This window comes from Undibacterium sp. RuTC16W (genome assembly GCF_049339445.1).
Lineage (GTDB): Bacteria > Pseudomonadota > Gammaproteobacteria > Burkholderiales > Burkholderiaceae_D > Undibacterium.
Genome location: NZ_JBMPPE010000013.1, coordinates 39,503 through 64,878, shown reverse-complemented (window position 1 = coordinate 64,878; position 25,376 = coordinate 39,503). Strand labels below are relative to the sequence as shown.

General features: G+C 49.0%; 25 protein-coding genes and 1 tRNA gene. 13 read left to right on the top strand and 13 right to left on the bottom strand.

Annotation, left to right across the window (positions count from 1 at the left end):
* Nucleotides 1-19: 19 nt before the first annotated feature.
* From ACO0K4_RS18840 to ACO0K4_RS18830, 3 genes are all read right to left on the bottom strand, one after another.
* Nucleotides 20-361, bottom strand: coding sequence for a hypothetical protein (locus tag ACO0K4_RS18840; RefSeq protein ID WP_422958217.1), 342 nt, complete (start codon nt 359-361; stop codon nt 20-22).
* Nucleotides 362-1,670: 1,309 nt separating this feature from the next.
* On the bottom strand, nt 1,671-2,477 hold the full coding sequence (locus tag ACO0K4_RS18835; RefSeq protein ID WP_422958216.1) for a rolling circle replication-associated protein: 807 nt from the start codon (nt 2,475-2,477) through the stop codon (nt 1,671-1,673).
* A gap of 791 nt (nt 2,478-3,268) precedes the next feature.
* Nucleotides 3,269-3,511, bottom strand: coding sequence for a helix-turn-helix domain-containing protein (locus ACO0K4_RS18830; protein ID WP_422958215.1), 243 nt, complete (start codon nt 3,509-3,511; stop codon nt 3,269-3,271).
* A 111-nt stretch (nt 3,512-3,622) separates the two neighbouring features.
* Here ACO0K4_RS18830 and ACO0K4_RS18825 point away from each other — a divergent pair, with 111 nt between their 5' ends.
* A complete protein-coding gene (locus ACO0K4_RS18825) occupies nt 3,623-4,375 on the top strand; it encodes a hypothetical protein (protein ID WP_422958214.1) in 753 nt (250 codons plus the stop codon).
* Between the two features lie 199 nt (nt 4,376-4,574).
* Here the strand turns inward: ACO0K4_RS18825 and ACO0K4_RS18820 are convergent.
* The 3 genes from ACO0K4_RS18820 to mutL all read right to left on the bottom strand — a co-directional run bounded on the left by ACO0K4_RS18820 (nt 4,575) and on the right by mutL (nt 7,962).
* Nucleotides 4,575-4,651: transfer RNA gene (locus ACO0K4_RS18820), tRNA-Met, on the bottom strand.
* Between the two features lie 89 nt (nt 4,652-4,740).
* A complete protein-coding gene (gene miaA / locus ACO0K4_RS18815) occupies nt 4,741-5,679 on the bottom strand; it encodes a tRNA (adenosine(37)-N6)-dimethylallyltransferase MiaA (RefSeq protein WP_422958213.1) in 939 nt (312 codons plus the stop codon).
* A 384-nt stretch (nt 5,680-6,063) separates the two neighbouring features.
* Nucleotides 6,064-7,962, bottom strand: a complete 1,899-nt coding sequence (gene mutL, locus ACO0K4_RS18810) for a DNA mismatch repair endonuclease MutL (protein WP_422958211.1) — start codon at nt 7,960-7,962, stop codon at nt 6,064-6,066.
* 76 nt (nt 7,963-8,038) lie between these two features.
* Here mutL and ACO0K4_RS18805 point away from each other — a divergent pair, with 76 nt between their 5' ends.
* Together ACO0K4_RS18805 and ACO0K4_RS18800 are read left to right on the top strand one after the other, a co-directional pair.
* Nucleotides 8,039-8,683, top strand: a complete 645-nt coding sequence (locus tag ACO0K4_RS18805) for a VTT domain-containing protein (RefSeq protein WP_422958210.1) — start codon at nt 8,039-8,041, stop codon at nt 8,681-8,683.
* Between the two features lie 3 nt (nt 8,684-8,686).
* A complete protein-coding gene (locus ACO0K4_RS18800; RefSeq protein ID WP_422958209.1) occupies nt 8,687-9,088 on the top strand; it encodes a hypothetical protein in 402 nt (133 codons plus the stop codon).
* 56 nt (nt 9,089-9,144) lie between these two features.
* Here ACO0K4_RS18800 and ACO0K4_RS18795 read toward each other — a convergent pair whose 3' ends face one another.
* Both ACO0K4_RS18795 and tsaE read right to left on the bottom strand, forming a co-directional pair.
* A complete protein-coding gene (locus ACO0K4_RS18795) occupies nt 9,145-10,572 on the bottom strand; it encodes an N-acetylmuramoyl-L-alanine amidase (RefSeq protein WP_422958208.1) in 1,428 nt (475 codons plus the stop codon).
* The gene (tsaE, locus tag ACO0K4_RS18790; protein ID WP_422958207.1) at nt 10,536-11,021 is read right to left on the bottom strand and encodes a tRNA (adenosine(37)-N6)-threonylcarbamoyltransferase complex ATPase subunit type 1 TsaE; all 486 of its coding nucleotides are present in this window, start codon (nt 11,019-11,021) and stop codon (nt 10,536-10,538) included. Before tsaE ends, ACO0K4_RS18795 begins: the two co-directional genes overlap by 37 nt.
* 60 nt (nt 11,022-11,081) lie before the next feature.
* On the opposite strand from tsaE, the gene queG reads away from it, so the two are divergent.
* Nucleotides 11,082-12,233 (top strand): tRNA epoxyqueuosine(34) reductase QueG, encoded by a 1,152-nt coding sequence (gene queG, locus ACO0K4_RS18785; protein WP_422958206.1) that lies wholly within the window; start codon nt 11,082-11,084, stop codon nt 12,231-12,233.
* Between the two features lie 60 nt (nt 12,234-12,293).
* Here the strand turns inward: queG and ACO0K4_RS18780 are convergent, their stop codons facing one another.
* The 4 genes from ACO0K4_RS18780 to ACO0K4_RS18765 form a co-directional block, all read right to left on the bottom strand.
* Complete coding sequence (locus ACO0K4_RS18780; protein ID WP_422958205.1) at nt 12,294-12,965, bottom strand: AEC family transporter; 672 nt, start codon at nt 12,963-12,965, stop codon at nt 12,294-12,296.
* Nucleotides 12,950-13,183, bottom strand: a complete 234-nt coding sequence (locus ACO0K4_RS18775; protein WP_422958204.1) for a hypothetical protein — start codon at nt 13,181-13,183, stop codon at nt 12,950-12,952. The genes ACO0K4_RS18780 and ACO0K4_RS18775 overlap by 16 nt, the downstream gene beginning before the upstream one ends.
* Before the next feature lie 207 nt (nt 13,184-13,390).
* Nucleotides 13,391-13,981: a response regulator transcription factor gene (locus tag ACO0K4_RS18770; RefSeq protein WP_422958203.1), complete on the bottom strand. Its 591-nt coding sequence runs from the start codon at nt 13,979-13,981 to the stop codon at nt 13,391-13,393.
* A gap of 75 nt (nt 13,982-14,056) precedes the next feature.
* Nucleotides 14,057-16,084 (bottom strand): two-component system sensor histidine kinase NtrB, encoded by a 2,028-nt coding sequence (locus ACO0K4_RS18765; RefSeq protein ID WP_422958202.1) that lies wholly within the window; start codon nt 16,082-16,084, stop codon nt 14,057-14,059.
* 157 nt (nt 16,085-16,241) lie between these two features.
* Between ACO0K4_RS18765 and ACO0K4_RS18760 the strand changes: the two genes are divergently transcribed.
* The 8 genes from ACO0K4_RS18760 to ACO0K4_RS18725 all read left to right on the top strand — a co-directional run bounded on the left by ACO0K4_RS18760 (nt 16,242) and on the right by ACO0K4_RS18725 (nt 23,275).
* Entirely contained in the window at nt 16,242-17,246 is a 1,005-nt protein-coding gene (locus tag ACO0K4_RS18760; RefSeq protein ID WP_422958201.1) for a TRAP transporter substrate-binding protein, read from the top strand.
* A 120-nt stretch (nt 17,247-17,366) separates the two neighbouring features.
* Nucleotides 17,367-18,005 (top strand): TRAP transporter small permease, encoded by a 639-nt coding sequence (locus ACO0K4_RS18755; RefSeq protein WP_422958200.1) that lies wholly within the window; start codon nt 17,367-17,369, stop codon nt 18,003-18,005.
* Nucleotides 18,005-19,393, top strand: coding sequence for a TRAP transporter large permease (locus ACO0K4_RS18750; protein WP_422958199.1), 1,389 nt, complete (start codon nt 18,005-18,007; stop codon nt 19,391-19,393). Before ACO0K4_RS18755 ends, ACO0K4_RS18750 begins: the two co-directional genes overlap by 1 nt.
* A 614-nt stretch (nt 19,394-20,007) precedes the next feature.
* Nucleotides 20,008-20,529 (top strand): methylated-DNA--[protein]-cysteine S-methyltransferase, encoded by a 522-nt coding sequence (locus ACO0K4_RS18745; RefSeq protein ID WP_422958198.1) that lies wholly within the window; start codon nt 20,008-20,010, stop codon nt 20,527-20,529.
* 29 nt (nt 20,530-20,558) lie between these two features.
* Complete coding sequence (gene xerD, locus ACO0K4_RS18740; protein WP_422958239.1) at nt 20,559-21,467, top strand: site-specific tyrosine recombinase XerD; 909 nt, start codon at nt 20,559-20,561, stop codon at nt 21,465-21,467.
* Between the two features lie 78 nt (nt 21,468-21,545).
* A complete protein-coding gene (ybaK, locus tag ACO0K4_RS18735; RefSeq protein WP_422958238.1) occupies nt 21,546-22,040 on the top strand; it encodes a Cys-tRNA(Pro) deacylase in 495 nt (164 codons plus the stop codon).
* Nucleotides 22,041-22,137: 97 nt separating this feature from the next.
* On the top strand, nt 22,138-22,743 hold the full coding sequence (gene plsY / locus ACO0K4_RS18730) for a glycerol-3-phosphate 1-O-acyltransferase PlsY (RefSeq protein ID WP_422958197.1): 606 nt from the start codon (nt 22,138-22,140) through the stop codon (nt 22,741-22,743).
* Between the two features lie 79 nt (nt 22,744-22,822).
* Entirely contained in the window at nt 22,823-23,275 is a 453-nt protein-coding gene (locus ACO0K4_RS18725; protein WP_422958196.1) for a cache domain-containing protein, read from the top strand.
* Between the two features lie 87 nt (nt 23,276-23,362).
* On the opposite strand, the gene tsaD is transcribed toward ACO0K4_RS18725, so the two are convergent.
* Entirely contained in the window at nt 23,363-24,391 is a 1,029-nt protein-coding gene (gene tsaD / locus ACO0K4_RS18720) for a tRNA (adenosine(37)-N6)-threonylcarbamoyltransferase complex transferase subunit TsaD (protein ID WP_422958237.1), read from the bottom strand.
* A 102-nt stretch (nt 24,392-24,493) separates the two neighbouring features.
* Here tsaD and ACO0K4_RS18715 point away from each other — a divergent pair, with 102 nt between their 5' ends.
* Nucleotides 24,494-25,153, top strand: a complete 660-nt coding sequence (locus ACO0K4_RS18715) for an ANTAR domain-containing response regulator (protein ID WP_422958195.1) — start codon at nt 24,494-24,496, stop codon at nt 25,151-25,153.
* Nucleotides 25,154-25,376: the final 223 nt, after the last annotated feature.

Sequence of the window (25,376 nt, the reverse complement as noted above, 5' to 3'; positions counted from 1 at the left end):
ATTAATGGCGTAACACCCATTAACGGCTTTTAGAGGCACTATCCGATTTAGAATGAGAGCCAGAGCTTGAGTGAGAATTACCGCTGCCTGAGGAGCCTGCTGATTTATCAGAGGATTTACTATTGCCCTCGTGATCGTCATTTTTGTGACTTTGCTGACCTGCCTTCACCTGTTGATCTGGTGTTCCACCTTGAGCACCGGAATGAGAGCCTGAAGATGGCGCTCCTTTTAAACCTGAAGTAAAGCCAGATTTCGAGTCAGAAGAATTACCCTGTTTTGAATTACTGCCGCTCGAATCACTGCCGGATTTATTAGTGTTAGAACCTTTGTCATCGTTTTTGCTGGTTGAGTTTGTAGCCATTTTATTTCTCCTAGAGTGCACGAAAGTTACTCTGTTATTGGGGTTTAACAACTTGCTATTTAGTGTAAAGACTCTCTTGCCTGAACTCGAGAGCCCTCGTAACGATCACCGTTTATGTGAGCAAAACAGTACCGAGGATAAATTAACCAGTATGGAAACTTCTAAACGACTTTGGAAATTAAAGAACGATCCACTTCGTTTTTTTGTTGCCTTGGTTATCACGGGTAGGTGCACTATGTGTTAGATCAATGTCAACTTCTGTTCGATATCCAACATAGGATCGGCAAAGATGTAACATCCTGTATCAGGAAGTAAAGCGGTCACCTGAGTAGAAAATAGTAGGACTAGTGTATAAAAAGTTAAGCCGCTATAAATAGCCAAGCTTCAAAAGTCACTTGTATTATTTGTGTTGTGAAAGCGATTTTGGGGATTGTGCAATGATTGCTTGTGTTTGGCGAAAGGCTGCCCATGCAATCATTTTGATCTTCGAACACAGAACTAAAAGCCCTTTTCTATGTTGAATGCTTCTATGTCGAATGTTTGTCGTTTTAGAGAAAACAATAGCATTAGGGACCGGTGGTGTAATACTCGATTATCAACAATATTATCTAGTTGTATGGCACCGCTCTTTGAGATTCTATCTGCGCTGAATAATCCAAATGCCTACCGGCCTATTGATGGATAGCGTGTGAAACGACTTACAGGAGAGGAGTTGGAGCAATTTACGGTATGTTTGGATGAACTGTGCCATGCAGCCCGTGAAACAGACAAGGAGCACTATAGGTTCCTTCTATAGAGGCCATTGGCATCCAATTCAGGTTGACACCTTTTAACGAGGATCACAAAGGTCTGCTGCACTTACCGTCCTAGACTCCATTTCCGCTAGCCACTCTGCAGCAGCGACCGCGCTTATGATTGTGCGTCCACCCAGTTTAATCAAACGTGGACCTATCCCCTTGCTTACGAGTTTATAGAAAAAGCTTCTTGAAATACCTCCGTGAGTTTCACAAAATTCAGATACAGTAAAGGTTAGTTTTTGCATGGTAATGTATTTTATTTTCTTAACTAGTGAATGGTAATAATATTTTTGATAGGCAAAGATCGCAGTTAATTTCTGAATCTCATAGATAACAGTGACAGCGCTTACAATAGTGCAAATGTTTCTTCAGTCAATGATCACCAGGTTAACTGAATTGACACTCCCAGCGATACGTTTGGGGATCGGAACGGCGAGGTTTTGTTGCGTACCTTGGTGCGTACCAAGTTATTGCGTACCAATAATTGCGTAATAATCAAAGTAAGCGTCAGACTAGATAGTTCCCAGCATGGAAATGCTAGGATGTTTTACCATTTCGACTTTACCGTGTTTAAATACGGCTTTAAATGGAGCTAGCAGAATCTCTCCTGTCACTTTTAAGGTAATGCCTCCACCTTTTGGCTTGTAGTATTCCTCTGATCTAGAAACAAGGCCCCTGGCCCATGGCGGCAATTTGCTCCAATTTGATTCAATCTTAGCTGCTCCGCTCAGCCCACCACTGCCATAAAGTCTCGCTCCTTTTGGCAGTGGGTACCTGGGATTACATTTGCTGGCATATTTTGTGATGTAGCTTACCGAGTATGTTGCCCAAGTAGAGTGCGTCATTCCCCATGGCCACCAGCCCCTTAGGTCTGGCATGGGAAATTCGAGGCTGGGTGGCAGCCATACCAGCACGTGATAGTGTGGACAGCCTTGCTTTGTCTGTTCTAGAACCCACAGATATCTAAGCTCAGCACCTTTGCGCTTTAAATACTTTCTAATTGCACTTAATATCTTTGGTAGATGACCAGATTCCCATTGCCGCTCTGGCGCGTAAGTAAGTGTGAGCATCGCACATCGCCAACCCGGACGTTGTCGAATATGCAGCTTGGCATCAGCGGCAATTGTCCGACGCATTTTGCGTAATCTTCCGCGCTGTTGCTTTAGCCAGGAGTAAAGAAACGGCCTAGTTGTTGCAGTCTTTATTGATAAACCCAATAGCTCGTTAAAAAGTCGTGGGACTTCACTGCTTGATTCTTCATTCAATAGTTCATTGCTGCTTGTGGCGAGCTGACCGTAAATATTGTTTAGTGATGACATTCAAGTAATAAGTAGAAATAAAAAAACCGCCATATAGGCGGTTAACGTTGAAGAGAGGCGGTAAGGGTTAGCGGGTTAGGCTTTCATTGAGAAAGTTCTCAATATCTTATTTGCGATATCTGATAATGCTGTTCATACATAGATAAGGGATGAGCCTACGATATTCTCTCGATACCTAGGGAATGTCTCTCGATCCGCGTAAGATTTCGGATGCTTCATTGATTGTTAGTAGTTGAATTTCCATAGTTTTTTAAAAAAAGCCACCGCAAGTGTGGTGCGTGTTGGTTGTAAGTAAATGCAATGTTGAATGGAGAAGCTCCATAGGACCGCCTCAAGGCATTTAAGCTGAGCGAGTTGCATGAAAAAAACACTTTTCTCCAACTCTGCTACAAGGGCTCAATTATTTGAGTTGAATTGTGGCAGGAAGCCTCCTTGTATCAAGAGAATCAAAATTTGGCTGATGGTTGCCCCCATTAGAAATCATGTGATGATTCCTAATTGAATCACAAACAGATCCATGACTGCTCATAACTGACTCAATCTAGTTCACCGTGTGTCTACGCTTGGTAGGTGCACTTCTGAGGATGCCAAAGATAGTTAGGCAAAAAAAAATCGCCGTAAGGCGATTCGGATAACTTGATTTTAATTGTGGCAGCGGGCTTTTTTCTGGACGCAACTCTGCGGGACGAATAATAATAAAGAAAAATTCATTCGTCAACTTATACTTTCTGTTGGATGAATTGGTAGAGATTTTCGTTCTCTACCAATAGAGGGCCGCAAAGGTCGATTACCTATATTTTTGCTGCGGCCATCAACTCTTCAATCTTGACGCTAAGTGCCTTAGCTATCCGGGCAAGATGCAGCAGCCCGGGATTTTGCTCACCTCGCTCGATTGCTCCCATGTATGAGCGGTCTATCTCACATTTTAGCGCCAGCTCTTCTTGCGATATGCCTTGCGCTTTTCTGGTTCGCCGCACGGCGAAACCAAACGCTACTAAGACTTTTTCTCGGGCATGAGGTGAGGATGTTGGCATCCCTCTATGTTGTGGGTATGATGGTGATCAGACCACGGGTAATCTTCCTCTATTCGCGATACGAGACTGAGTATTGGGAAGATTTTTTAAATCAAAATCTTTAGGAAAGTAATGAGAGTTAAGTTAGAGGGCGAAGTTACATTTGAATTGTTGGCGCAAGCTCTGATCGCGGCCAAGGCTGCTCAAGGGCCTGATTTCTCCGGATTTATAGGCGGTAGTTTGTATATTAATGTATCCGGGAAAGGTGGAAAGCGTTACTCGGACCATTCACCTGAGCAAAGTCTTGTGATGACAGTCCCATTTAATAAAAATGAGTATAACCCTTTGGTGATGGGGTTGGCAGCAAGGCAGGACATTGAGGAGTACTACCTGGACATTGAGTCGCAATTTATATGTGATATTGCTGAAAGGGAGAAAGAAAAAGCACGGCAAGCTGAAGATAGAAAATTTCGCGATGCCATGCGCCGTAAGCAGCACCGACGGGAGCTTACTTTTTTAGCGCTGTTCAAGAAATATGGGAATGATCTCATTGAATCACTTAACGCGGCTATTAGGGAAACTTGGCAGGAGAGCTGTCCGGCGTACACGTCAAATATACAGGGCAGACATACGAAGGGTGATCTACGTCCTGTGCCTTATCTTGAGCATGACGGATATCAGCTTTATTTACATCGAGATCAGACGGGTAAGCATTACTTAAAAATAGGAACTCCGATTTCCAAGTACAACCAAGAAGCATCGGAAAAGGGTTATCTAGTACCCCACGGTGTTTGCCCTGAGTGGGCGGCTTTTGTAGTCCCTAGGATGAATTCCATTATTGAATCTTATATTGCGAAGTCGAAGGTAAATCCAGATGGAATATAGCCTGGCCATTAAAAGTGAAGGGGTCTAAAGATTAGGCAAATAGGACGTGTTGGCCAATGCCTGCGGTATCTTCAAAACGTTCAAGGGTGAGTGAGATAAATCCCGCACGATCGGTCCACAAACGGTCCACAAACAAAAACGCCGACTTTGAGGAGTCGGCGTTATGTTTTGTAAGTCATTGATTGAAATGACTAAATTCTGGTGGTGATAGGTGGACTTGAACCACCGACCCCAGCATTATGAGTGCTGTGCTCTAACCAACTGAGCTATATCACCAAGAAGCCCGAAATTATGCCATTTTGACTTATTGGTGTCAATATCAAATGATGATTTTCAATATCAATTGATATTGTTTGCTTTTTTTATTAGGAATTTTGATAAGAGATGGCGTGCTGGAGCAGGGTTTCTGTCGGGTTTTGACCGAGGCAATCAATGACTGTGCGCTCTGGGATGGAGCGTAGCCAGGTGAGCTGGCGCTTGGCTAGCTGGCGGGTGGCGATGATGCCGCGTTCGCGCATGTCGTTCAGGTCGCAGGTGCCGTCCAGATATTCCCATGCCTGACGATAGCCGACACAGCGCATCGATGGTAGGTCGGGATGCAGGTCGCCGCGTGCGCGCAGGTGGCGTACTTCGTCCAGAAAACCTTGTTCCAGCATGATGTCAAAGCGTCTGGCAATACGCTGGTGCAGGACGGCGCGGTCTGATGGTTCGAGTGACAGCGAGAGCATCTCGAATGGCATTTCGGCTTTTGGTTGTTGTGCCAGCAGTTCGGACATCGGCTGGCCTGTCAGAGCGATGATCTCCAGTGCGCGCTGGATGCGTTGCGAGTCGTTTGGCTTTAATCGTGCGGCCGTTACTGGGTCCAGCGTGGCTAGTCGGGCATGCAGCGCGGGTGTGCCGTCGCGTGCGGCTTCGGCGTCGAGTTCGGCGCGCAGTGCCTGATCGGCTGCGGGCAGGTCGTCGAGGCCGTTGATCAGGGCTTTGAAATACATCATCGTGCCGCCGACCAGTAGGGGGAGTTTGCCACGCGCAGTGATCTCGTCCACGAGTCGCCTGGTGTCAATGAGGAACTGGGCAACGGAGTAGGCATCGGCCGGGTCGATAATGTCGATCAGGTGATGTGGTGCTGATGCAAGTTCTGCTGCGCTGGGTTTGGCGGTGCCGATGTCCATCTCGCGATATACCAGTGCCGAATCAACGGAGATGATTTCGGTTGGAATGTGGCGGGCGATTTCGAGCGCGGCAGCCGTTTTGCCCGAGGCGGTCGGGCCCATGATGGCGATGACCTTGTGACGTATGCTCATACTGCCTGTTTGGTTAATTTGGTTAAGGTTGATAACATCGGTGTTGATAAAAATAGGTCAGGATTTACCAGCGGGACTTACGCAAAATCAAGACCTCTCACCACCGAGACACGGAGACACAGAGAAAAGGCGAGAGTGGTAGAAGTAAGGGGGCCATAACGTATCTGTTAAAAGGTTTTTAGAAGTTCCTGATAATGAATCCGCACTGTTGACGCGGCTTGCAGAGGCTTTTCGTGCCAGGAGGCGCATTCCGCTTAGGGATTCATTTTTAAAATTCCCTTGATATCGATATCCTAGGCAGCCGTTTTACTCCTGCTTCTTTCTGTGTCTCCGCGTTTCTGTGGTGTGCGGTTTTAATTTTTGCTGATGTCTTATAGGTGCATCTTATTGACCACGCAAAAACATTTTATCGAGGTCGTTTAATCCCAGTTGCACCCAAGTCGGCCGGCCGTGATTGCATTGATCGGCACGCTCGGTCTGCTCCATCTGGCGGAGCAGGGCGTTCATTTCGATGACGGTCAGGCTGCGATTGGCGCGCACGGCGGTATGGCAGGCCAGCGTGCCTAATAATTCATTGCGGCGGTCAATCAGCACGCGCGAACCGCCGAACTCTCTGACCTCACGCAGCACATCACGCGCCAGTGACTGGGCATCGGCATTTTTGAGTAAGGCTGGTACAGAACGCACCGCCAGCGTGGTCGGGGAGATGGCGGCAATATCGAAACCCAAGGCCTGCAAGGTAGCCTGATGCTCTTCTGCCGTGCCGACTTCGACGCCATCGGCATAAAACGTCACCGGGATCAGCATCGGCTGAACCGGCATACTATTGGCGTCGAGCGCATTTTTTAATTGCTCATACAAGATGCGTTCATGCGCTGCATGCATGTCAACCAGCACCAGTCCTTTGCTGTTTTGTGCCAAGACATATACGCCATGCAACTGCGCCAGTGCAAAGCCAAGCGGATGTTCATCTGCCGGTAATTCAGCGCTACCTGTAGTAATTGAATTGCCGGTTCTGGTATCGCTATTCTGGTCACGGGCGAACAAGGCACCGTAATTTTGCAAGCTCTGGGCGACCCCGGCTTGGGCAGTGTGTTGCGGTGCGTAGTCGTAGCCACTCTGACCCAGGGGTTGCGGTGAAAATTGTGCGCCGAAGGTGGTTTGTTCGCCGCTTAGCCAGGGCATTCTGCCGTTTGATGTTGTGTTCGTTGTGCTTGTTGCGTTGGTTGTACCGTTGAGTTGCGGCGCCATCGCTGTCGCAGGTGCCGGTACGGTACCAAACGCCGTGGTCGACGTTTGTGCCAGAGCGCGGTTCACTGCATGAAATACAAACTGATGCACTGCACGGCTATCGCGAAAACGGACTTCAATTTTTGACGGGTGGACATTGACATCGACCAGCGCCGGATCAAGGTCGAGCGCCAGCACGTAAGATGGATAACGGTCGCCGTGCAATACATCCTGATAGGCGGCGCGGACAGCATGGGTCAGCAGTTTATCCCGGACAAAGCGGCCATTAACATAAAAAAATTGGGCGTCGGCGCGACCTTTCGATGCGGTTGGCAAGCCGATAAAACCATGCAGACGCAATGGCCCTGCGCTCTCGTCCAGAGGCAGGCGGGCATTGGCAAAGGCCTCACCCAGAATGTGGGCGCTGCGCTTATCAATCGCACTGACATTCCAGTGATCGACCGCTTTACCGTTGTGCGATAACGAAAACGTCACATCGGGACGCGCCAGCGCAATGCGGCGCACGACCTCGGCACAGTGACCGAACTCGGTTTGTTCGGATTTTAAAAATTTGCGACGCGCCGGGGTGTTGTAGTACAGGTCCTGGACATCCACGGTTGTCCCTTGCGCGCCAGAGGCGGGGGAGATTTTGCCATTCTCAATTTGCCACGCATGCGGCGCTTCTGCCGTGCGGGTAGTCAGCGTCAGTAAGGCAACGGAGGCAATCGATGCCAGCGCCTCACCGCGGAAACCCAGCGTGGCCACGTTCTCTAATTCTGTCAGCGAGGCGATCTTAGATGTTGCATGCCGTGCGACCGCCAGAGGTAATTGATCTGCCGGGATGCCACGTCCGTTGTCGCTGATGGCAATACGTTTGACGCCACCTTCTTCAAGCCGGATCTGGATGCTGCCGGAGCCTGCATCCAGAGCGTTTTCCAGCAATTCTTTCACGACGGCAGATGGCCGCTCGACTACCTCACCTGCGGCGATTTGGGAGATCAGTTGATCAGACAGGGCCTGGATAGGGCGGTAGGGAGTAGATGTGTCGTTCATCCCAGGATTATACCTGTGCTCGTCATCAAATTTGGATGGGCGTTAGTGTATGATTGCGCCGCTACCGAGGAGAATTATGGATTTCATGCAGTTACTGGACATGCTTTTACATGTCGATAAATCATTGGGATTGGTTATTCAGCAATATGGGACATTGGTCTATGTCGTCTTATTTGCGATTATTTTTTCTGAAACCGCATTTGTGATTTTGCCGTTTTTACCGGGTGATTCACTGCTGTTTATTGCAGGCACTTTCTGCGCCCGTGGTGACATGGATCTCTGGTTGCTCATGACACTGCTGATCGTTGCATCGATTACCGGTAATTCGCTGAATTATTGGATAGGCAGCATGATCGGTCATAAAGTGCTGGAACGCGAGCATAAATGGATAGACCGTAATGCGATCAAAAAGACCCATGAATTTTATGAAAAACATGGCGGCAAGACCGTTGTACTGGCGCGGTTTGTGCCGCTGGTACGCACCTTTGCGCCATTCGTTGCCGGTTTGTCGGATATGACGCATAAGACATTTCAGATATACAACATACTCGGCGCCTTGTTCTGGGTGTTTTCTGTCGTTTTAGCGGGCTATTTTTTCGGTAATATTCCGTTTGTCCGCGAGCATCTGAATGCGATTGTACTGGTCGGTGTCGGTGCGGCAGTATTCCCGATTGTGCTCGGTGCGTTGTGGAAAGTCGGCCGGAGAATGTTGAAAAAATAAATCATGAAAACGCAGCTGCAAACCATCTGGCTACATCCCGCTGCACCGGCAAAACCGGCGTCGGGACAAGCCTGCAACGGTTGCGGCGTGTGTTGTGCGGCAGAGCCTTGTCCTGTCGCCCGGATCTGGCTGAGGCAGCGACACGGCGCGTGCCGTGCCTTGCAGTGGAGTGACGATCATCAGTTGTATCGTTGCGGCCTGCTGGCGTCGCCTGCGACGTATTTGCGCTGGATGACTTACTTGCCGTCTTTTTTGCCGTCCTTCGTCCGTTCAGGTGCCGAGAGAGTCGTACAGCCGTTTTTGCAGCGACTTTTACAACGCTTGTTTCGCCGCTGGATTGCTGCGGGTATTGGTTGTGATTCGGATGTTGAAGTCCAGATCCAGAATGTAGACCTGAACCCTTAGATCAACTCCCCCAGATTTAGCCTCCGCCGAATTGCCGCCGGTAAGCGCGTCAGCGTTCAGGTCAGCCGATTCTTCGCCAGTGGCGGATTCTTGGAAAAATACTTTTTAATCCCTTTGACTACTGCATCGGCCATCTGATCCTGATAGGTATCGTCCGTGAGTTTGGCTTCTTCTTCCGGATTCGAGATGAAGGCGCTTTCGATCAGGATGCTTGGAATATCCGGTGCTTTGAGTACGGCAAAACCGGCTTGCTCGACCGCGCCTTTATGCAGGCGGTTGATGCTGCTGATTTCACTGAGTACAACCTTGCCGAGTTTCAGGCTGTCGTTGATTTGTGCCGTGGTGGACAGATCGAGCAAGACGCTGGCGAGTTGTTTGTCATGGGTTTTGATGTTGACGCCGCCAATCAGATCGGCGGCGTTTTCTTTATCCGCCAGCCAGCGTGCTGCACTGGAACTCGCTCCTTTTTCAGACAAGACAAAGACCGACGAGCCACGGGCACTTGAGTTGACGAAGGCATCGGCATGCACCGACATAAACAGGTCTGCCTGTACGGCGCGGGCTTTTTGAACGCGGACGTTCAGCGGTACAAAATAATCGCCGTCACGCGTCAGCATCACGCGCATATTCGGGATTTGTTCTATCTTGGCTTTGAGACGTTTAGCAATCGACAAGACGACATCTTTTTCGCGGCTGCCACCGCGACCAATGGCACCCGGATCTTCACCACCGTGACCGGGGTCAATGGCAATCGTAATCATGCGTGTCAAAACCGGCGTTTTGACGGCGTTTTTATCCGACTCTGTTGCCGGATCTGTTTTGTGCTCAGACTTGTTATCGGGCTTATCTGTTTTATCTGCCTTATCAGCTTTAGGATCGGGTTTGAGTTCTGGCTTCAGCTCGGGTTTGCTCTCGGATTTGCTGTCGATTCTTGGTGGTGTCAAATCTTTAGGCAGATCTTTATGCCAGTCGCCTTTTTCTATCATCGCTGCAATGGGATCCGGCGGATTGGCGGGATAGAGATCGAACACCAGGCGATGCTGATAATTGCCGACAGGTTGCAGGGTGAAAACTTGCGGATTGACTTCTTCTTTCAGGTCGAATACCAGCCGCACGACATTTGGCCGATTTTGTCCCACGCGTACTTGTTTGATGTAAGGGTCATTCGACTGGATCTTGGCGACCAGCTCTTTGAGCGTAGGATTGAGTTCAATGCCTTCGATGTCGACTACCAGACGTTCAGGATTTTTGACTGTGAAGTGACTGGTTTTAAGATCGCTGTTATTTTCCAGGGTGACGCGGGTGTAGTCCTCGGCAGGCCAGACACGTACGGCCAGTATCTGGGCTGCCATCGCTGCCAGGGCGACATCGGGTGCCATGATGGAAATGAGTAGCGTGCTCCCCGCCTTGAGGATGGTGCGGCGTTTTTTTGCGACTGGCGACGTGCTTACAGATTGGGAGCGAAATTCAGTTTTGCTAAACATTCATTACCTTTGTCAGACAAGGCTTGCAATTCTACCTCACGGCCATGACCGGCGATGTGTAAAAAGATATTGAGATCGGCGGGAGGCAAGATGCCTTCGGCTTTTTCTGGCCATTCGATAATACAGACGGTATGCTCATTGAATTCTTCGCGGAAGCCCGCCTCCAAAAATTCTTCTGGGCTAGTCATGCGATACAGATCAAAATGCATGATCTTGACGTCTTGTCCTTGTAACTGGATCTGATAAATTTCGACCAGATTATAGGTGGGGCTTTTGACATGGCCCTGATGACCGGCTGCGCGCAGCAGGGCGCGGGTCAGGGCGGTTTTGCCTGCACCCAGATCGCCATGCAGATAAATGCTGAAACCGGGGCGCAGGTGTAAGGCGAGGCGCTTGCCCAGCGCTTTTGTGGCGGCTTCATCCGCCAGTGTCGTTTTATAATGTGACATTTGCCGTAATACATTCCAGATGAAATTTCATTGCACATCATACCGCGTCGGAAGTCTTTAATGCACGAAGAAGCGCACGAAGAAACACACGAAGAAAGATACCTGGCCGCAGACCAACGATCCCGGGATCAGGTCGATCTGGCAGCGCTGGCGCTGGAGATCAAGACCTGGGGCAGGGAACTCGGTTTTGCTGATCTAGGTATTGCCGACATTGATCTGAGTCACGCCGAGCCGGGTTTGCAGGCCTGGCTTGATGCCGGACATCATGGCGAGATGGCGTACATGGCTGCCCATGGAATGAAGCGGGCACGTCCGGCGGAGCTGTTGCCGGGTACGGTGCGGGTGATCTCTGCCCGTATGAATTATTTGCCTAAAAGCGGGCAAGACGATTGGCGCATCAACGCGCGCGCGCAGATGCAGTCGGCGGATACGGCGGTGATCTCAGTGTATGCACGCGGTCGCGATTATCACAAGGTAGTGCGGAACCGCTTGCAGCAACTCGCCGATAAAATTGAAGCCCGAATCGGTACGCTGGGTTATCGGGTTTTCACCGATTCGGCACCGGTGATGGAGGTTGCTCTGGCTGCCAAAGCAGGTATAGGCTGGCGCGGCAAACATACTTTGCTCCTGAACCGTGATGCCGGATCGATGTTTTTTCTGGGCGAGATCCTGGTCGATATTCCTTTACCAGTTGATGCGCCTGTCAGTGAGCATTGCGGTCAATGCCAGTCGTGTATCGATGTGTGTCCTACCCGTGCGATTATTGCGCCGTACGAGCTTGATGCCCGACGCTGTATTTCTTACCTCACGATAGAACTGCATGGCAGTATTCCTGTTGAGCTGCGACCCTTGATCGGCAACCGTGTCTATGGCTGCGATGACTGTCAGTTATTTTGTCCCTGGAATAAATTTGCCCAGCAAGCGAGTGTGGATGATTTTGATGTGCGGAATGGTCTTGATCATGCCAGCATGGTGAGTTTGTTCGCCTGGAGTGAGGCGCAGTTTATGCGGTATCTGGAAGGTAGCCCGATACGCCGCATCGGACATGAGCGCTGGCTGCGCAACCTCGCAGTCGGACTGGGTAATGCGGCGAGCAGCATGCGTGGCGATGCAGCTATTGTCCAGGCTTTGCAGGCACAGTTGCAACATCCGTCGGACATGGTGCGCGAGCATGTGATCTGGGCCTTGCAGCAGCATGGCGTCGAGTTGTAGTCACTGATCTGACTACTGATTTTGCAGTGAATCCAGCAGCGGAATTAACCATCCATCGGCTCAATGCACCAGCGATAACCAGAACGGTAGCGTGATCGCCGATAGTACGGTACTGGCCGAGATCAGGAAAGCGACAAACGGTGCATTGCCACCCATGCGTGCTGCGAGGACAAAGGCGCTCGATGCCGTAGGCAGGGCACAAAAAATCACGACGATTTGTAATTGCAGTAAAGGTAATTGCATCCATTGGCCAAGTAAGAGCGCGATCAGTGGCAGTACCAATAATTTAATCGTCAGAAAATAACTCGCCATTGCTTTGGCTTCGTGTAAGGCAGACAAGCGAATGCCAGCGCCAACCGCGAGCAGACCGAGTGCGATCGAGGCATTGCCCAGACGCGATAACGTCGCATTGATCGCTTCATGAACCGGGATCTGGCAAAGATTGACGATGACGCCGGATGCGGTACCTACGACGAGCGGATTTTTAGCGATTTCGATGAGAAGTTTGCCGCTATTGTGTGCCAGCGCATATACCGCCGCCATATTGCACAAAGGCACCAGAAAACCGATCAGCAAAGCCATCAATGCCGTGCCCTGATCGCCCGCAAGGCGCGAGGCCAGCGCCAGGGCGATGTAAGAATTAAAGCGAAACGCGGTTTGTACTCCGGACTCAAATACTCTCGGTGCGCTGGTAAAAAAATATTTGGCGAGATAACCTAAGCCATGCCACAAGCAGTCGCGATAAACGCGATTTGCAGAAAATGTCCTGTGGTCGTGAAGTTGAACGGTGTACGTGACGTGGTGTAGAACAGCAGCGCCGGGAACATCAGGTAATAGACGATTTTTTCGACACCAGCCCAAAAATGTCCTCCCCAGTTTGCAAACCGGGCAAGCAAAAAGCCCAGTACGATAAGCGCAAAATCAGGGACGAGGAGGGTGGCAACAGACATGAGCAGGTTATCTTACTGGGTAGGAGTATATTTTAAGTGCGCGGTATAGTCAGCGCAATTGGTGCTAAATTTGACTATACTCCCCTAAAAACCAAAAGAATATGCGTACATATGCGTACTATTGCGAATGGCGCTGAGATGGATGGAGTAAATCGGCTAACTCGGCCAAACTGGATCAATGAGCATCAGCAAGCTTGTTTGCTGGCGCTACTTCAATAATCCGGCTAATTCGACGGCAGTTTTTACCTGCATTTTGTCAAAGATATGCGCTCGGTGTACTTCGACCGTGCGCATGCTGATGCCTAACTGATCGGCGATGACTTTGTTCATTTTTCCCAGCAGGATCAGATCGAGCACTTCACGCTCGCGTGCAGACAAGGTCGCCAGACGTTCATGAATCACCGCCGACGCACCTGCCTCGCGCGACTGTGCCAGTGCTTCTTGCACCCTGTCCATGAGCTTGTTGTCGTTAAACGGTTTTTCAAAAAAATCAAAGGCACCACGTTTCAAGGTGTCGACTGCCATCGGCACATCACCGTGACCTGTCAAGAAGATGACAGGCAAGCGCCGTATGATCTGGCGGTGTGTCAGCATATCGAACAAGGCAGTGCCGCTGATGCCCGGCATCCTCACATCGAGTAACAGGCAGTCACCCTTAGGATCGAACTGAAGGGGATGATCGAGTGCGGACAAGAATTTTTCGGCGGAATCATAACTGGTTGCGACAATATTTCGCGAGCGGGCCAGCCAGGACAGGGCATCTCTGACAGCATCTTCATCATCCACAATGTGCAGCATAAACTTAGTCTCCGAAGGAATTTTTGACGGGAGCGTGACGGCTCTCTTTTATTTTTTTATATATGGAAATGCCAATTAAACCGGCAGCGAAAACCTGAAGATAGTACCACCGGCGGGATTATCCTGATGACTGAGCTGTCCGCCGTGGAACTCAATTGCGGTACGGCAGATGTTTAGTCCCATGCCCATTCCGCTCGATTTGGTTGAGAAAAATGGCGAGAACAATCGTGCAGCAACCTCTGCTGAAATGCCGTGACCGCGGTCAATTACCTCAACGACGATGCAATTGCTGACTGTCTGCGGCGTGCCAGCCTGATCGGCTGTACAGCCAGACTCTTGTCTGATCACGATGCGTAACAGGCAGTGCTCAGGTGGATTTTGCTGCATGGATTCGATCGCGTTACGAGTCAGGTTCAGGATCACTTGCTCGAGTAGCACGCGGTCCGCGTGCACCAGCGGCAGATGCTCGGCAATCATGTATTGAATGTTGACGTAAGAGGTTTGTGCCTGTAATTCAACCAGTGGCATGACGCTTTGGATCAAGGTAGCCATGTCAACAGGCTCGCGGCTCGCTTCCCTTTTTTTAACAAACTCATGCACGCTGCGAATGATCTGTCCGGCACGCTGCGCCTGAGTATTGGCCTTGCCCAGAGCGCTCAGCAATAATTGTTTATCGTCAGGATTGGTCTGATCTGATTGCAGCAGATTGATTGCGCCGGTGGTGTAGCTGGAGATCGCTGCCAGTGGCTGATTCAGTTCGTGCGCGAGTATCGACGCCATCTCGCCCATGGTCGCAAGGCGTGCACTGGCGTGCAGCATCTCTTGCTGGTGACGGGTGAGTTCCTGTGCGCGTTTTAATTCCGAGATGTCTAGAATCGAGCTCATCCAGCCGGTCTGTACACCTTGATCATTCACCAGAGGTGACTCGTAAATCAGTACCGGAAAACGCTCTCCGCTGGCACGCTGATAAATCGTTTCAAAACCTTCGGATGGAACAGTACCGGCAAGTAATTGTGTAAAACGCTGGCGATATTCTTCAAACGCCTCGGGTGCCCAATACGGCATGGGTGGTAACCTGCCGACGATATTTTCTGCCGGGTGCTCGACCATCTTGCAAAAAGCCGGATTCACATAGGTGAGACGGCCCTCCATATCCCGTGCGCGCAGACCGGTGATCAGGGAGTTTTCCATCGCCGTTCTGAATGAGACCTGCTGGCGCAATGCACCTTCTGCAGCCAGACGGCGGTTGATATCGCGCCATAGTGCGAGCAGGCTCCAGATCAGGCCGATTGATAGCAGGATGACTGACAGTACCAGCAGGTTCGAGAGTAGTTTGGGCTCGCTCTTGTTGCTATTGGTGCGCAGGATCAGCGAAATGTTTGGCAAATCCAGGGCACGGTTATGGGTGTAGACATTTTTCCCCGGGCCGCCAGCGGATCGCTTGGCATAGATTTTTTCGTCGAGATCAATAATCGAAATTTCGTTTTCCTGTGCGAACCACCAGGGCACCATCTCTTCGAGTATGCCCGATAAGTAGTAGGTTACGACGATGCTGCCGATACGACGATTTGCACTGATCAAGGGGATCTGACAGCTCATCAGATAAGTTTTTTTATTCGCCTCATCGGCTGTCGGCGCCAGGCAGCGCAACTTGCGGTCAACCTCGGTAGTGTTGAATTCTGCTGCGTTGGATTCTACTAAGCCAGGAGCGCTCTGAGTTTGGTTAAAGTTGGCTGAGGTATCGGCAGTCGATGTGATGACAACATCGTGATGGTCGAACCAGACGATGCGCTGGATCTCGCGATTGCTTTTCAACAGCGTCTTGAAACGTTCGTGTACTTGAGCCGGAGATATTTTGCCTGCGTTGATTTCCGTGCCGATCTGGCGCAGCATTTCTTCATCGCGTCCTAGCTGGAACTGGATCGCTTGTTCTACCCACAGAGTGTCGGCGATCAATTGCTCCTGACGCTCATTGGCCTCCATCCTTTGCGCTTGCCACGGTAGCCAGATCAGCGTGGTGACAAACAGGCTGACCAGCAGAATAGGCAGCAGCCAGCGCCATTTCTGGTTCGGCCATGAGCGGGATTTTGCGGAAATTTTCATTATCTTGTTAGTGTAACGCTGTCAAACAGCCTCAGTCACCTGTTGAGTGCATGTTGTATTGCAATCCGATTGTGGTTATCCACAGTTGTGGCAACTGCCGGTGCAAAGAATAATCGGGACATAAAAGTAAGATCCCTATAATTTTCCGGAGACATCAATGAAACTCACAGCCCTATTGTGTTCTATGCTGGTTGCATCCGTCGTGAGCGGCGCGGCCTTTGCACAGGCGCCTATCGTCATCAAATTCAGTCATGTTGTCGCAAGCGATACACCAAAAGGTAAAGCGGCAGAACGTTTTAAAGAACTTGCTGAAAAAAATACCAAAGGCCGCGTCAAAGTTGAACTGTATCCAAATAGTACCTTGTACAAGGATAAGGAAGAACTCGAAGCCTTGCAATTAGGTGCGGTACAGATGCTGGCGCCGTCACTGGCAAAATTTGGTCCTCTCGGTGTGAAAGAATTTGAAGTATTTGATTTACCTTACATCTTCCCGTTCAAAGACACACTGCATCAGGTGACAGAAGGTCCTATTGGTAAGGGGCTTTTGCAAAAACTTGAATCTAAAGGCATTACAGGATTAGCGTTCTGGGACAATGGATTCAAAGTGATGTCTGCGAATAAGCCCTTGCGCGCACCCGCCGATTTCAAAGGCTTGAAAATGCGGATTCAGTCGTCCAAAGTGCTGGATGCGCAGATGCGTGCTCTGGGAGCCAATCCACAAGTACTGGCGTTTTCCGAGGTGTATCAGGCTCTGCAAACAGGGGTAGTTGATGGTACAGAGAATCCGCCATCCAATATGTACACGCAAAAAATGCATGAGGTGCAGAAGCATGTGACCGTATCGAACCATGGTTACCTTGGTTATGCCGTCATCGTGAATAAAAAATTCTGGGACAGCCTGCCAGCCGATATCCGCACCGAGCTGGATTCAGCGATGAAAAATGCGACGACCTATGCCAACGCGATTGCCGATCAGGAAAACGGTCGTGCACTGGATGCGATTCGTAAGGCCGGTAAAACCACGATCTATGAGCTGACTCCGGCTGAGAAGAATGAATGGCGCAAAGCCTTGTTGCCAGTGCAGACCGATATGGAAGGTCGTATCGGTAAAGATCTGATCGCATCGATCCGTAAATTATCCGCCTCTTCTGGCGAAAAATAAATTGTATAAAACAGGGAGTAACCCTCCCTGTAAACGATTTTATTTGGTTTTCCGAAAACAAAGGCTTGCAGTCTTTGTTCCGGACGCTGACACTCAATCAAACTTACCCGAAGAGGGCTTATGAAATTCCTTGACCATCTTGAAGAATGGATTATTGCCATTCTTATGGGCGGCGCTACGCTCATTATTTTCGTCTCAGTACTTCATCGCTACGGCACGGGTTTTCGAATTCCTGTCGTGCAAGACTGGCTGCTTTCCTTGCATTTTAGCTGGGCACAAGAGCTATGCATCATCATGTTCGTCTGGATGGCGAAATTTGGTGCCGCTTATGGTGTGCGTGCCGGCGTTCACGTGGGTGTTGACGTATTGGTTACCCGGCTGCCTGCCGAGTGGCGTAATGCAACTGTGTACACTGCGTTGGCTTGTGGTGCGATTTTCACTAGCATCATCGGTACCTTGGGCTTAACTTTTGTGTGGGAAAACGGAATGCACTATGCGTTATTTCATGCGCTTGGCATCAATACCGGGGACTTGTCCGACGGGCCGACGACGCCAGATTTGGAGTGGCCTACCTGGGTTGTGTATTCGGCAGTATGGATGGGATCATTTTTGATGTGTTTCCGTTTTTTACAAGTGGCTTACACTTTTTATCGTACCGGAGAATTGCCGCAGCATGATCATGCCCACGTTGATGGGTTGAGTGATGAGGAAAGTGCTGTTCAGCTGCCTTCTTCAACTGCGATGAAGGGAGGTGTGTAATGAGCGCTACGATGGATACACTTGGTATCAAGCAGATGTCAAAGCAGCGGGCAACTATTGTTTTGATTGGCATTGCTCTTGCACTGGGTTCTTTATGTTTGGTTGGTAAAGTCGGGATTGTATTTGCCTTGTTGATAGCGTTGATGTTGACGGGTATACCTGTGTCGATTGCGCTAGGCCTGACTGTATTGATGTTCATGTACTTGCTAACGGAGGTGCCGATTGAAGCCGTTGCGCTGAAGCTTTTTACGGGAATAGAAAAATTTGAGATCATGGCGATCCCATTTTTTATCCTTGCCGGTAATTTTCTTACGCATGGCGGTGTGGCAAAGCGAATGATTAATTTTGCTACTAGCATGGTTGGTCACTGGCATGGTGGCCTGGCGTTAGCAGGAATTATTTCTTGCGCAATGTTTGCTCTGGTGTGCGGATCTAGTGTCGCAACGGTGGTTGCAATTGGTTCTATTATCTTGCCAGCGATGGTGAAGCAAGGCTATCCAAAGCAATTTGGCGCAGGGGTCATTATTACAGCCGGATCACTCGGCATTCTGATGCTTCCTTCGATTCCAAAAGTGATTTATGCGATTTCTACCAACACTTCTATTGGAGCATTGTTTGTTGCCGGTCTATTCCCCGGCATGTTATTAACGGCAATGCTGTGTGGAACAACCTGGTTCCTGGCGAAGAAAAATGGCTACCCCAGGATGAAGAGGTCAACTTGGGCTGAGCGTTGGAAAGCATTTCGCGAAAGCATTTGGGGATTGTTATTGGTGGTAATTATTATTGGGGGTATTTACAGCGGCATTTTTACTGCGACCGAAGCAGCTGCGATGAGTGCGGTATATGCCTTCCTGATTTCTGTTTTTGTCTACAAAGATATGAAAATCGCGAATACACCTAAGGTCTTGGTCAATTCGGCTGCATTGTCAGCGATGCTGCTATATATCATTACCAATGCAGTATTGTTTTCGTTCCTGATGGCACATGAAAATATCCCGCAATTGATGGCTGACTGGATTCTAGGAAAAGAATTGGGTCGTGCCGGGTTCTTATTCTTTACGAATATCCTGCTTTTGCTAGCTGGTAATGTGATGGAACCATCCTCGATTATCTTGGTAATGGCGCCGATTTTGCATCCCACTGCTATCCGTCTTGGTATCGATTCGGTTCATTTCGGTATCTTGATTGATGCAAATATGGAGGTTGGTTTATGCCATCCGCCAGTAGGACTGAATCTTTACGTCGCCAGTGGCATTTCCAAGATGAGTATCACTGAACTGACTGTTGCCGTCATGCCGTGGCTTTGCACAATGCTGGTCTTCTTGGTAATTGTGACGTATTGGCCGGGACTGTCATTATGGTTACCACGAGCAATGGGCATGATGTAAAGCTTAAGCAATCCCCACTCTCACCAAAATAGGGATTGCTGAGCTGGTTGTCGCTGTGATGTCACGGTTATTACGCATGATGAGCTTCTTGCTCTGACTATTTACGAGCCACAAATTTCCACTTGGTTACTCTCGGTGGTTTTCAAATAAAAATCGGATAAAGCCGCCGTTACCTTGAGTAAATGCGGCTTTATTGATTTTGGTAATAAAGAAATTTGTCTTGTCCAGCACAATTTTCAGCAAAACCACGTATTTGTACTTATATGCAACAGCGCCCTTTTTTTGTGCGCAATCAGTTTGGAGTGCACAAAATTGCATGCTATATTCTCGGCAGATTGAAATTTAGCAGTAAGCTTCTAAAATTAAATGAAGCGCAAAGAGCGGTGCAAGTTTATAAGGCGGTAGTGCATAAAAACGGTATCGATACCGTAGGACACTGAGGAGACGCGCGTTTTAATACAAGCTGAGTGCTAAAAGAGTAATACAGCGCTAAACAGCCCGAAACGCGAAAGAAGTTTTAAAGGCGCATCGCTTGATGCGCCTTTTTTCTTTCTGGTTTTGCTATATTCAATTATTCGCCATTCCGTCATTTCCTTATTTCCTCTCAGGCCACTATGCAAGACAGAGAAACCGGCATCTTTTCCGCTATTGTTCATGCGCCCTTTGGTGCCATCGGCATCCGTACAGAATCGCAGTTAGTGACCGAGCTGGTATATCTGCCGCCACGTTTTCCTGACAAAGCGCCACTAGATAAAGTGGCAGAGAAGGCCTCCAGGCAAATTGAACGCTACTTGGCAGAGCCTGATTATCGCTTTGACTTGCCTCTCAAACAGGTCGGTAGCATATTTCAGACCAAAGTCTGGCAAGCGATTTCTTCGATTCCGCGTGGTGAAGTTCTGACCTATGGACAGATCGCCAAGCATATAAAATCGGCACCGCGTGCGGTAGGGCAGGCATGTGGCGCGAACTGGTTTCCCTTAGTGATCCCATGCCATAGAGTGACCGCGGCTGGTGGCCTTGGCGGTTTTGCGCATCATGACGATGAGACCGGGTTTCACCTTGGCGTAAAGCGCTGGTTGCTTACTCATGAGGGCGTTGCTGGTTATACCCAGGAGTCTTTGTGGAAGTCAAAGTAGTCAACTCAGATGCTCAAGGAACTTCCGCAATCCCGGTAGTGTTACCTTCACCTATCCTGGAGCAGATTGACCAGTTTTGTGACACGCTCTGGCTGGAGGATGGCTTAGCAAAAAACTCATTAGAAGCGTATCGACGCGATCTGCGTTTTTTTGCGGAATGGCTATATTTACAGCGACAAAAGCATTTATATCAAGCCGATGAGGTTGATGTCGCAAGCTACATCGCGCAAAAGCACACCATGTCAAAAGCGACCTCTGCAAATCGTAGAATGACCGTCCTCAAACGATTTTACCGTCTGGCATTTCGTCAGAATCTGATGACGGCAAATCCTTGTACCAAACTACGATCGGCAAAGCAGGCCAGTCGCTTACCTCACACGCTGAGTGAAGCGCAAGTTGAGGCCTTATTGCAAGCGCCAGACGAGAGCACGCCGCACGGCTTGCGTGACCGTACGATGTTAGAGGTTTTATATGCATGCGGTTTACGGGTCACTGAACTGGTAACGTTGCGCTCGATCGAAGTCAGTCTCAATGACGGTGTTTTGCGAATTACCGGCAAAGGCAGCAAAACCCGCCTGGTCCCCTTCGGTGAAGTCGCCAGGATGTGGATGGAGCGTTATTTGCGAGAAGCGCGCTCACAAATTTTGAACGGTCAAATCGATGACGCTCTGTTTGTCACGGCCCGTGGCGGTGCGATGACGAGGCAAATGTTTTGGATTCTGATTAAAAAATATGCAGAGATGGCAGGCATTCATGCACCACTGTCACCCCACACCTTGCGCCACGCGTTCGCAACACATTTATTGAATCACGGTGCCGATTTGCGTGTTGTGCAGCTTTTGCTTGGGCATTCAGATATTTCAACTACACAGATATATACCCACGTCGCAAAAGAGCGCTTGAAGAAGCTGCATTCTTTGCATCATCCTAGGGGGTAAAAATATAGACAAATGGCAATGAAGTGCCTGTCTAGCGATATAATTTATTCTCACGACATGAAATGTGATAGTGAGACTATTTTGGCAAAAAAAGAACACGTATCTGTCACACAAGCGACACAATTTTTACGTAAACATAAAGCGGTGTTCTCTGAGCATCCTTATGCCTACGAAGAGCATGGCGGAACGGCAGTTTCTGCCCGTGAGCTGGCGGTTGACGAGCATGCTGTGGTTAAAACTCTAGTGATGCAAGATGATGCTGCTAAACCTTTGATTGTTTTGATGCATGGTGATCGTAAAGTATCGACCAAGAATCTGGCGCGGCAAATCGGATGTAAATCGGTGGAGCCGTGCAAACCTGAAATCGCACAGAAACATTCTGGCTATCTGATTGGTGGTACTTCGCCGTTTGGTACACGGAAACAGATGCCGGTTTATGTTGAGAGCAGCATTCTGAATCTGGGCAAAATTTATATTAATGGTGGTCAGCGGGGTTATCTGGTTGGTGTCGCTCCAGAGTTGCTGACTTCTTTGCTGCAAGCGCAGCCGGTGCAATGTGCACTTGATGAGTAAATTTTTTGCCAAGTTGATGAAATTATTCATGCCATTATGAAATTCACATAAACTGCCGAACAGACTCACATACTCTTACATTATTAGAAGGAATCGAATGACTACTTTGCTCGCAGTACTTGCCGCTTATTTGATCGGGTCAATCTCATTTGCGGTAGTGGTCAGTAAAATTTTTGGTCTGGCAGATCCGCGTACTTATGGCTCTAAAAATCCAGGTGCGACGAACGTTCTGCGTAGCGGGAACAAAGTCGCAGCGGTGCTGACTTTGCTGGGCGATGGATTTAAAGGCTGGTTAGCTGTCTGGCTGGCGATCACTTATGGCCCGCAGTTTGACTTGAGTGAAAATGCCGTTGGTCTGGTGGCGATTGCTGTGTTTCTCGGGCATTTATGGCCGGTATTTTTTAAATTCATTGGTGGCAAGGGCGTCGCTACTGCTTTGGGGGTATTGCTGGGATTGAATCCCTGGCTGGGACTTGCGACCTTGGCGACGTGGCTGATCATTGCATTTGCATTCCGCTATTCTTCTCTGGCGGCTTTGATTGCGGCAATTTTTGCGCCTTTTTACTATGGTTTTTTGTTCGGGCCGGATATCAAGTTGCTGGCAATTTTTGTGATGAGTGGTTTATTGATTTATCGTCACGGCCAAAATATTACGAATCTGATGAAGGGCAAAGAGAGTAAGCTCGGTAGCAAAAAGAAGTAGGTTTTATGGCTAGGAATATGTTTGTTTGCCATCTAAGATGAAATTCTTGTTGTGCTGAAAATTTCTATGGAGATTTATCATGTTCAAAAAAGTAGCTACTGCAATTTGCGCGCTTTCTTTTTTCTGGTGTATGCCCGTATCGTCGGCAGAGCATGGCACCGCCAGCGAGGCGAAAGCAATGGTGCAAAAAACCATTGAGGCGATGAAAAAATCTGGGGTGCAGGCTACGATTGCCGAGATCAATAAACGTGATGGGCACTACTCAGATAAAGATTTATACGTTGTTGTGTATGACTTCAATGGCAAAAATCTGGCACATCTTAATCCGCGCATGGTCGGCAAAGACATGATTGAGCTTAAAGACGAAGACGGTAAATTTTTTATTAAAGAACGTCTTGAGATGGCGAAGAAAAAAGGCAGCGGCTGGCAGGATTATAAATTTCTGAATCCGCTGACGAAGCAAATCGAACCTAAATCAATGTATATAGAAAAGTATGAGGACGTCATTGTTGGTTGTGGTGTCTACAAGTGACCCATCGCCGCTGAGCTCCTGCATCACTAAGCCTGGGTATCGTAATCAAAGATAGTTGAAGCAAAAGCTGACATGCCGGTGCTGAATTTAAGCAGCTTCCAATTCGTGCAAAGGCCAGCGAGGCCTTACGTTAAAACCATAGTCCCGCTTGGCTAAAGCGGGATTTTTTTTGAGTCGCATCGCACCTGCAAATGCAATCATTGCGCCATTATCAGTACAAAATTCCAGCTCAGGATAAAACACCTGAAAACGTCGTTTAGTGGCGGCCGTAGTTAACGCAGCTCGCAGTTGACTGTTCGCTCCCACGCCACCTGCAATGACTAAGCGTTTCATGCCATGTTCTTTCATCGCGGTCACACATTTTGCGACCAGGACATCTACCAGTGCATCCACAAAGCCGCGCGCAATATTCGCTTTATCTTGTTCGCAGATATTTGCCGTATGAGTTTTGACAACGGTAAGCACGGCCGTTTTTAAACCGGAAAAACTGAAGTTCAGATCCTTGGAGTGCAACATAGGACGAGGAAACTTATAAGCCAGCGGATCACCGAATTCTGCCAGACGTGAGATTGCAGGCCCTCCAGGATATGACAGACCTAAGAGTTTGGCGGATTTGTCAAATGCTTCGCCCGCAGCGTCGTCGAGAGTTTCACCCAACAATTGATATTGACCTACGCCATCGACGCGCATGAGTTGCGTATGACCGCCGGACACCAATAAGGCGATGAATGGGAATGCCGGTGGTTTGCTGGCTAATAAAGGAGAAAGCAAATGACCTTCCAGATGATGAATGCCCAACACCGGCTTATCTAGCGCCAGACCTAACCCGCAGGCTACAGACGCGCCAACCAGTAACGCGCCCGCCAGGCCTGGTCCTTGTGTATAAGCAATTGCATCAATCGCAGTGCGCGGTAATTGTGCTTTGATTAGCACTTCTTCCAATAGAGGAATTGCCCGTCGTATGTGGTCGCGTGAAGCCAGTTCCGGTACTACGCCACCGTATTCCTGATGCATGGCGATTTGTGAGTGCAGCGCATGTGCCAACAGACCCTGTTCAGTGTCATATAAGGCAAGACCAGTTTCGTCGCAGGAAGATTCAAGACCAAGAACTATCATTGTGTTTTCTAGTGGCAGATGCCAGAGTGGAGCGATTCTTGCATGTGAATGTAACATGCAAGCACGTAAAAGCAGGATTATAGCGATAACAAGTGGAAATTGATGAATAAGCCGAATTTTCCAGAATCAGTGCTGCCACCGCCGAGTTTAAAGATCGTGGTGGTCAACACCGTGATTTTGTATGAAGACGAACAAGACCCACATGCGCAGGCACAGCTTGCCCGTTCACGTGCGCTCCGGATTGGCTTGCTGCAAGCGGGTTACAACATTATTGCTGTGATTCCCGGTGATCTGTATATGAGCGAACGCATCGCTCAGCTGCAGCCGGATATGATCATTATCGATGCTGAGTCGGATTCGCGTGATGTGCTTGAGCATATGGTGATGGCTACTCGTGATGCGCCGAGGCCTATCGTGTTGTTCACCGAAGACAGTAATCAGTCAAACATGGCGGCAGCAATGGAGGCTGGTGTGTCTGCCTATGTCGTTGCCGGATTGCATAGCGAGCGTATCAAGCCAGTATTGGATGTTGCAATGGCGCGCTTTAATGCTGATCAGAAGCTACGTTCTGAGTTGTCTGATACCAAAGCCAAGCTGGCGGAACGCAAGACCATCGAGCGCGCTAAGGGCTTGCTGATGGAGCGTCATCAGTTGTCTGAGAATGAGGCTTACCAAAAATTACGCAGACAGGCGATGGAAAAAAATCTCAAACTAGTTGATCTGGCGCAAAGAGTATTAGACGTTGCAGATTTGCTGGGGTGACCAGAATGCTATTGCCAATATCGTAAAGTGAACAAGTGTGGTGCGGCGCACAAAAACAGTGCGAATTTTTTATACATTTTTCATATTAAGCGCCACATTAGCTCGAGTTATTCAGTCGAGATTCGATTTTTAAGCGCAAATATTTTTGCTTACCTCTTTCAAGTCGGAACTCAGGTCAGAGTGTTTCATCTCAGTGAATACCCAGGCGTATCGTCGCATCTGC

Coding starts and splice junctions, on each gene's coding strand:
- ACO0K4_RS18765 (WP_422958202.1), bottom strand. CDS start 16,084: ATGAAAATTTCCGCAAAATCCCGCTCATGGCCGAACCAGAAATGGCGC.
- plsY (WP_422958197.1), top strand. CDS start 22,138: ATGACTACTTTGCTCGCAGTACTTGCCGCTTATTTGATCGGGTCAATC.
- ACO0K4_RS18760 (WP_422958201.1), top strand. CDS start 16,242: ATGAAACTCACAGCCCTATTGTGTTCTATGCTGGTTGCATCCGTCGTG.
- ACO0K4_RS18840 (WP_422958217.1), bottom strand. CDS start 361: ATGGCTACAAACTCAACCAGCAAAAACGATGACAAAGGTTCTAACACT.
- queG (WP_422958206.1), top strand. CDS start 11,082: ATGCACGAAGAAGCGCACGAAGAAACACACGAAGAAAGATACCTGGCC.
- ACO0K4_RS18755 (WP_422958200.1), top strand. CDS start 17,367: ATGAAATTCCTTGACCATCTTGAAGAATGGATTATTGCCATTCTTATG.
- tsaD (WP_422958237.1), bottom strand. CDS start 24,391: ATGATAGTTCTTGGTCTTGAATCTTCCTGCGACGAAACTGGTCTTGCC.
- ACO0K4_RS18800 (WP_422958209.1), top strand. CDS start 8,687: ATGAAAACGCAGCTGCAAACCATCTGGCTACATCCCGCTGCACCGGCA.
- tsaE (WP_422958207.1), bottom strand. CDS start 11,021: ATGTCACATTATAAAACGACACTGGCGGATGAAGCCGCCACAAAAGCG.
- ACO0K4_RS18745 (WP_422958198.1), top strand. CDS start 20,008: ATGCAAGACAGAGAAACCGGCATCTTTTCCGCTATTGTTCATGCGCCC.
- ACO0K4_RS18715 (WP_422958195.1), top strand. CDS start 24,494: ATGAATAAGCCGAATTTTCCAGAATCAGTGCTGCCACCGCCGAGTTTA.
- ACO0K4_RS18775 (WP_422958204.1), bottom strand. CDS start 13,183: ATGTCTGTTGCCACCCTCCTCGTCCCTGATTTTGCGCTTATCGTACTG.
- ACO0K4_RS18795 (WP_422958208.1), bottom strand. CDS start 10,572: ATGTTTAGCAAAACTGAATTTCGCTCCCAATCTGTAAGCACGTCGCCA.
- ACO0K4_RS18825 (WP_422958214.1), top strand. CDS start 3,623: ATGAGAGTTAAGTTAGAGGGCGAAGTTACATTTGAATTGTTGGCGCAA.
- ACO0K4_RS18835 (WP_422958216.1), bottom strand. CDS start 2,477: ATGTCATCACTAAACAATATTTACGGTCAGCTCGCCACAAGCAGCAAT.
- ACO0K4_RS18750 (WP_422958199.1), top strand. CDS start 18,005: ATGAGCGCTACGATGGATACACTTGGTATCAAGCAGATGTCAAAGCAG.
- ACO0K4_RS18830 (WP_422958215.1), bottom strand. CDS start 3,511: ATGCCAACATCCTCACCTCATGCCCGAGAAAAAGTCTTAGTAGCGTTT.
- miaA (WP_422958213.1), bottom strand. CDS start 5,679: ATGAGCATACGTCACAAGGTCATCGCCATCATGGGCCCGACCGCCTCG.
- ACO0K4_RS18805 (WP_422958210.1), top strand. CDS start 8,039: ATGGATTTCATGCAGTTACTGGACATGCTTTTACATGTCGATAAATCA.
- mutL (WP_422958211.1), bottom strand. CDS start 7,962: ATGAACGACACATCTACTCCCTACCGCCCTATCCAGGCCCTGTCTGAT.
- ACO0K4_RS18725 (WP_422958196.1), top strand. CDS start 22,823: ATGTTCAAAAAAGTAGCTACTGCAATTTGCGCGCTTTCTTTTTTCTGG.
- ACO0K4_RS18770 (WP_422958203.1), bottom strand. CDS start 13,981: ATGCTGCACATTGTGGATGATGAAGATGCTGTCAGAGATGCCCTGTCC.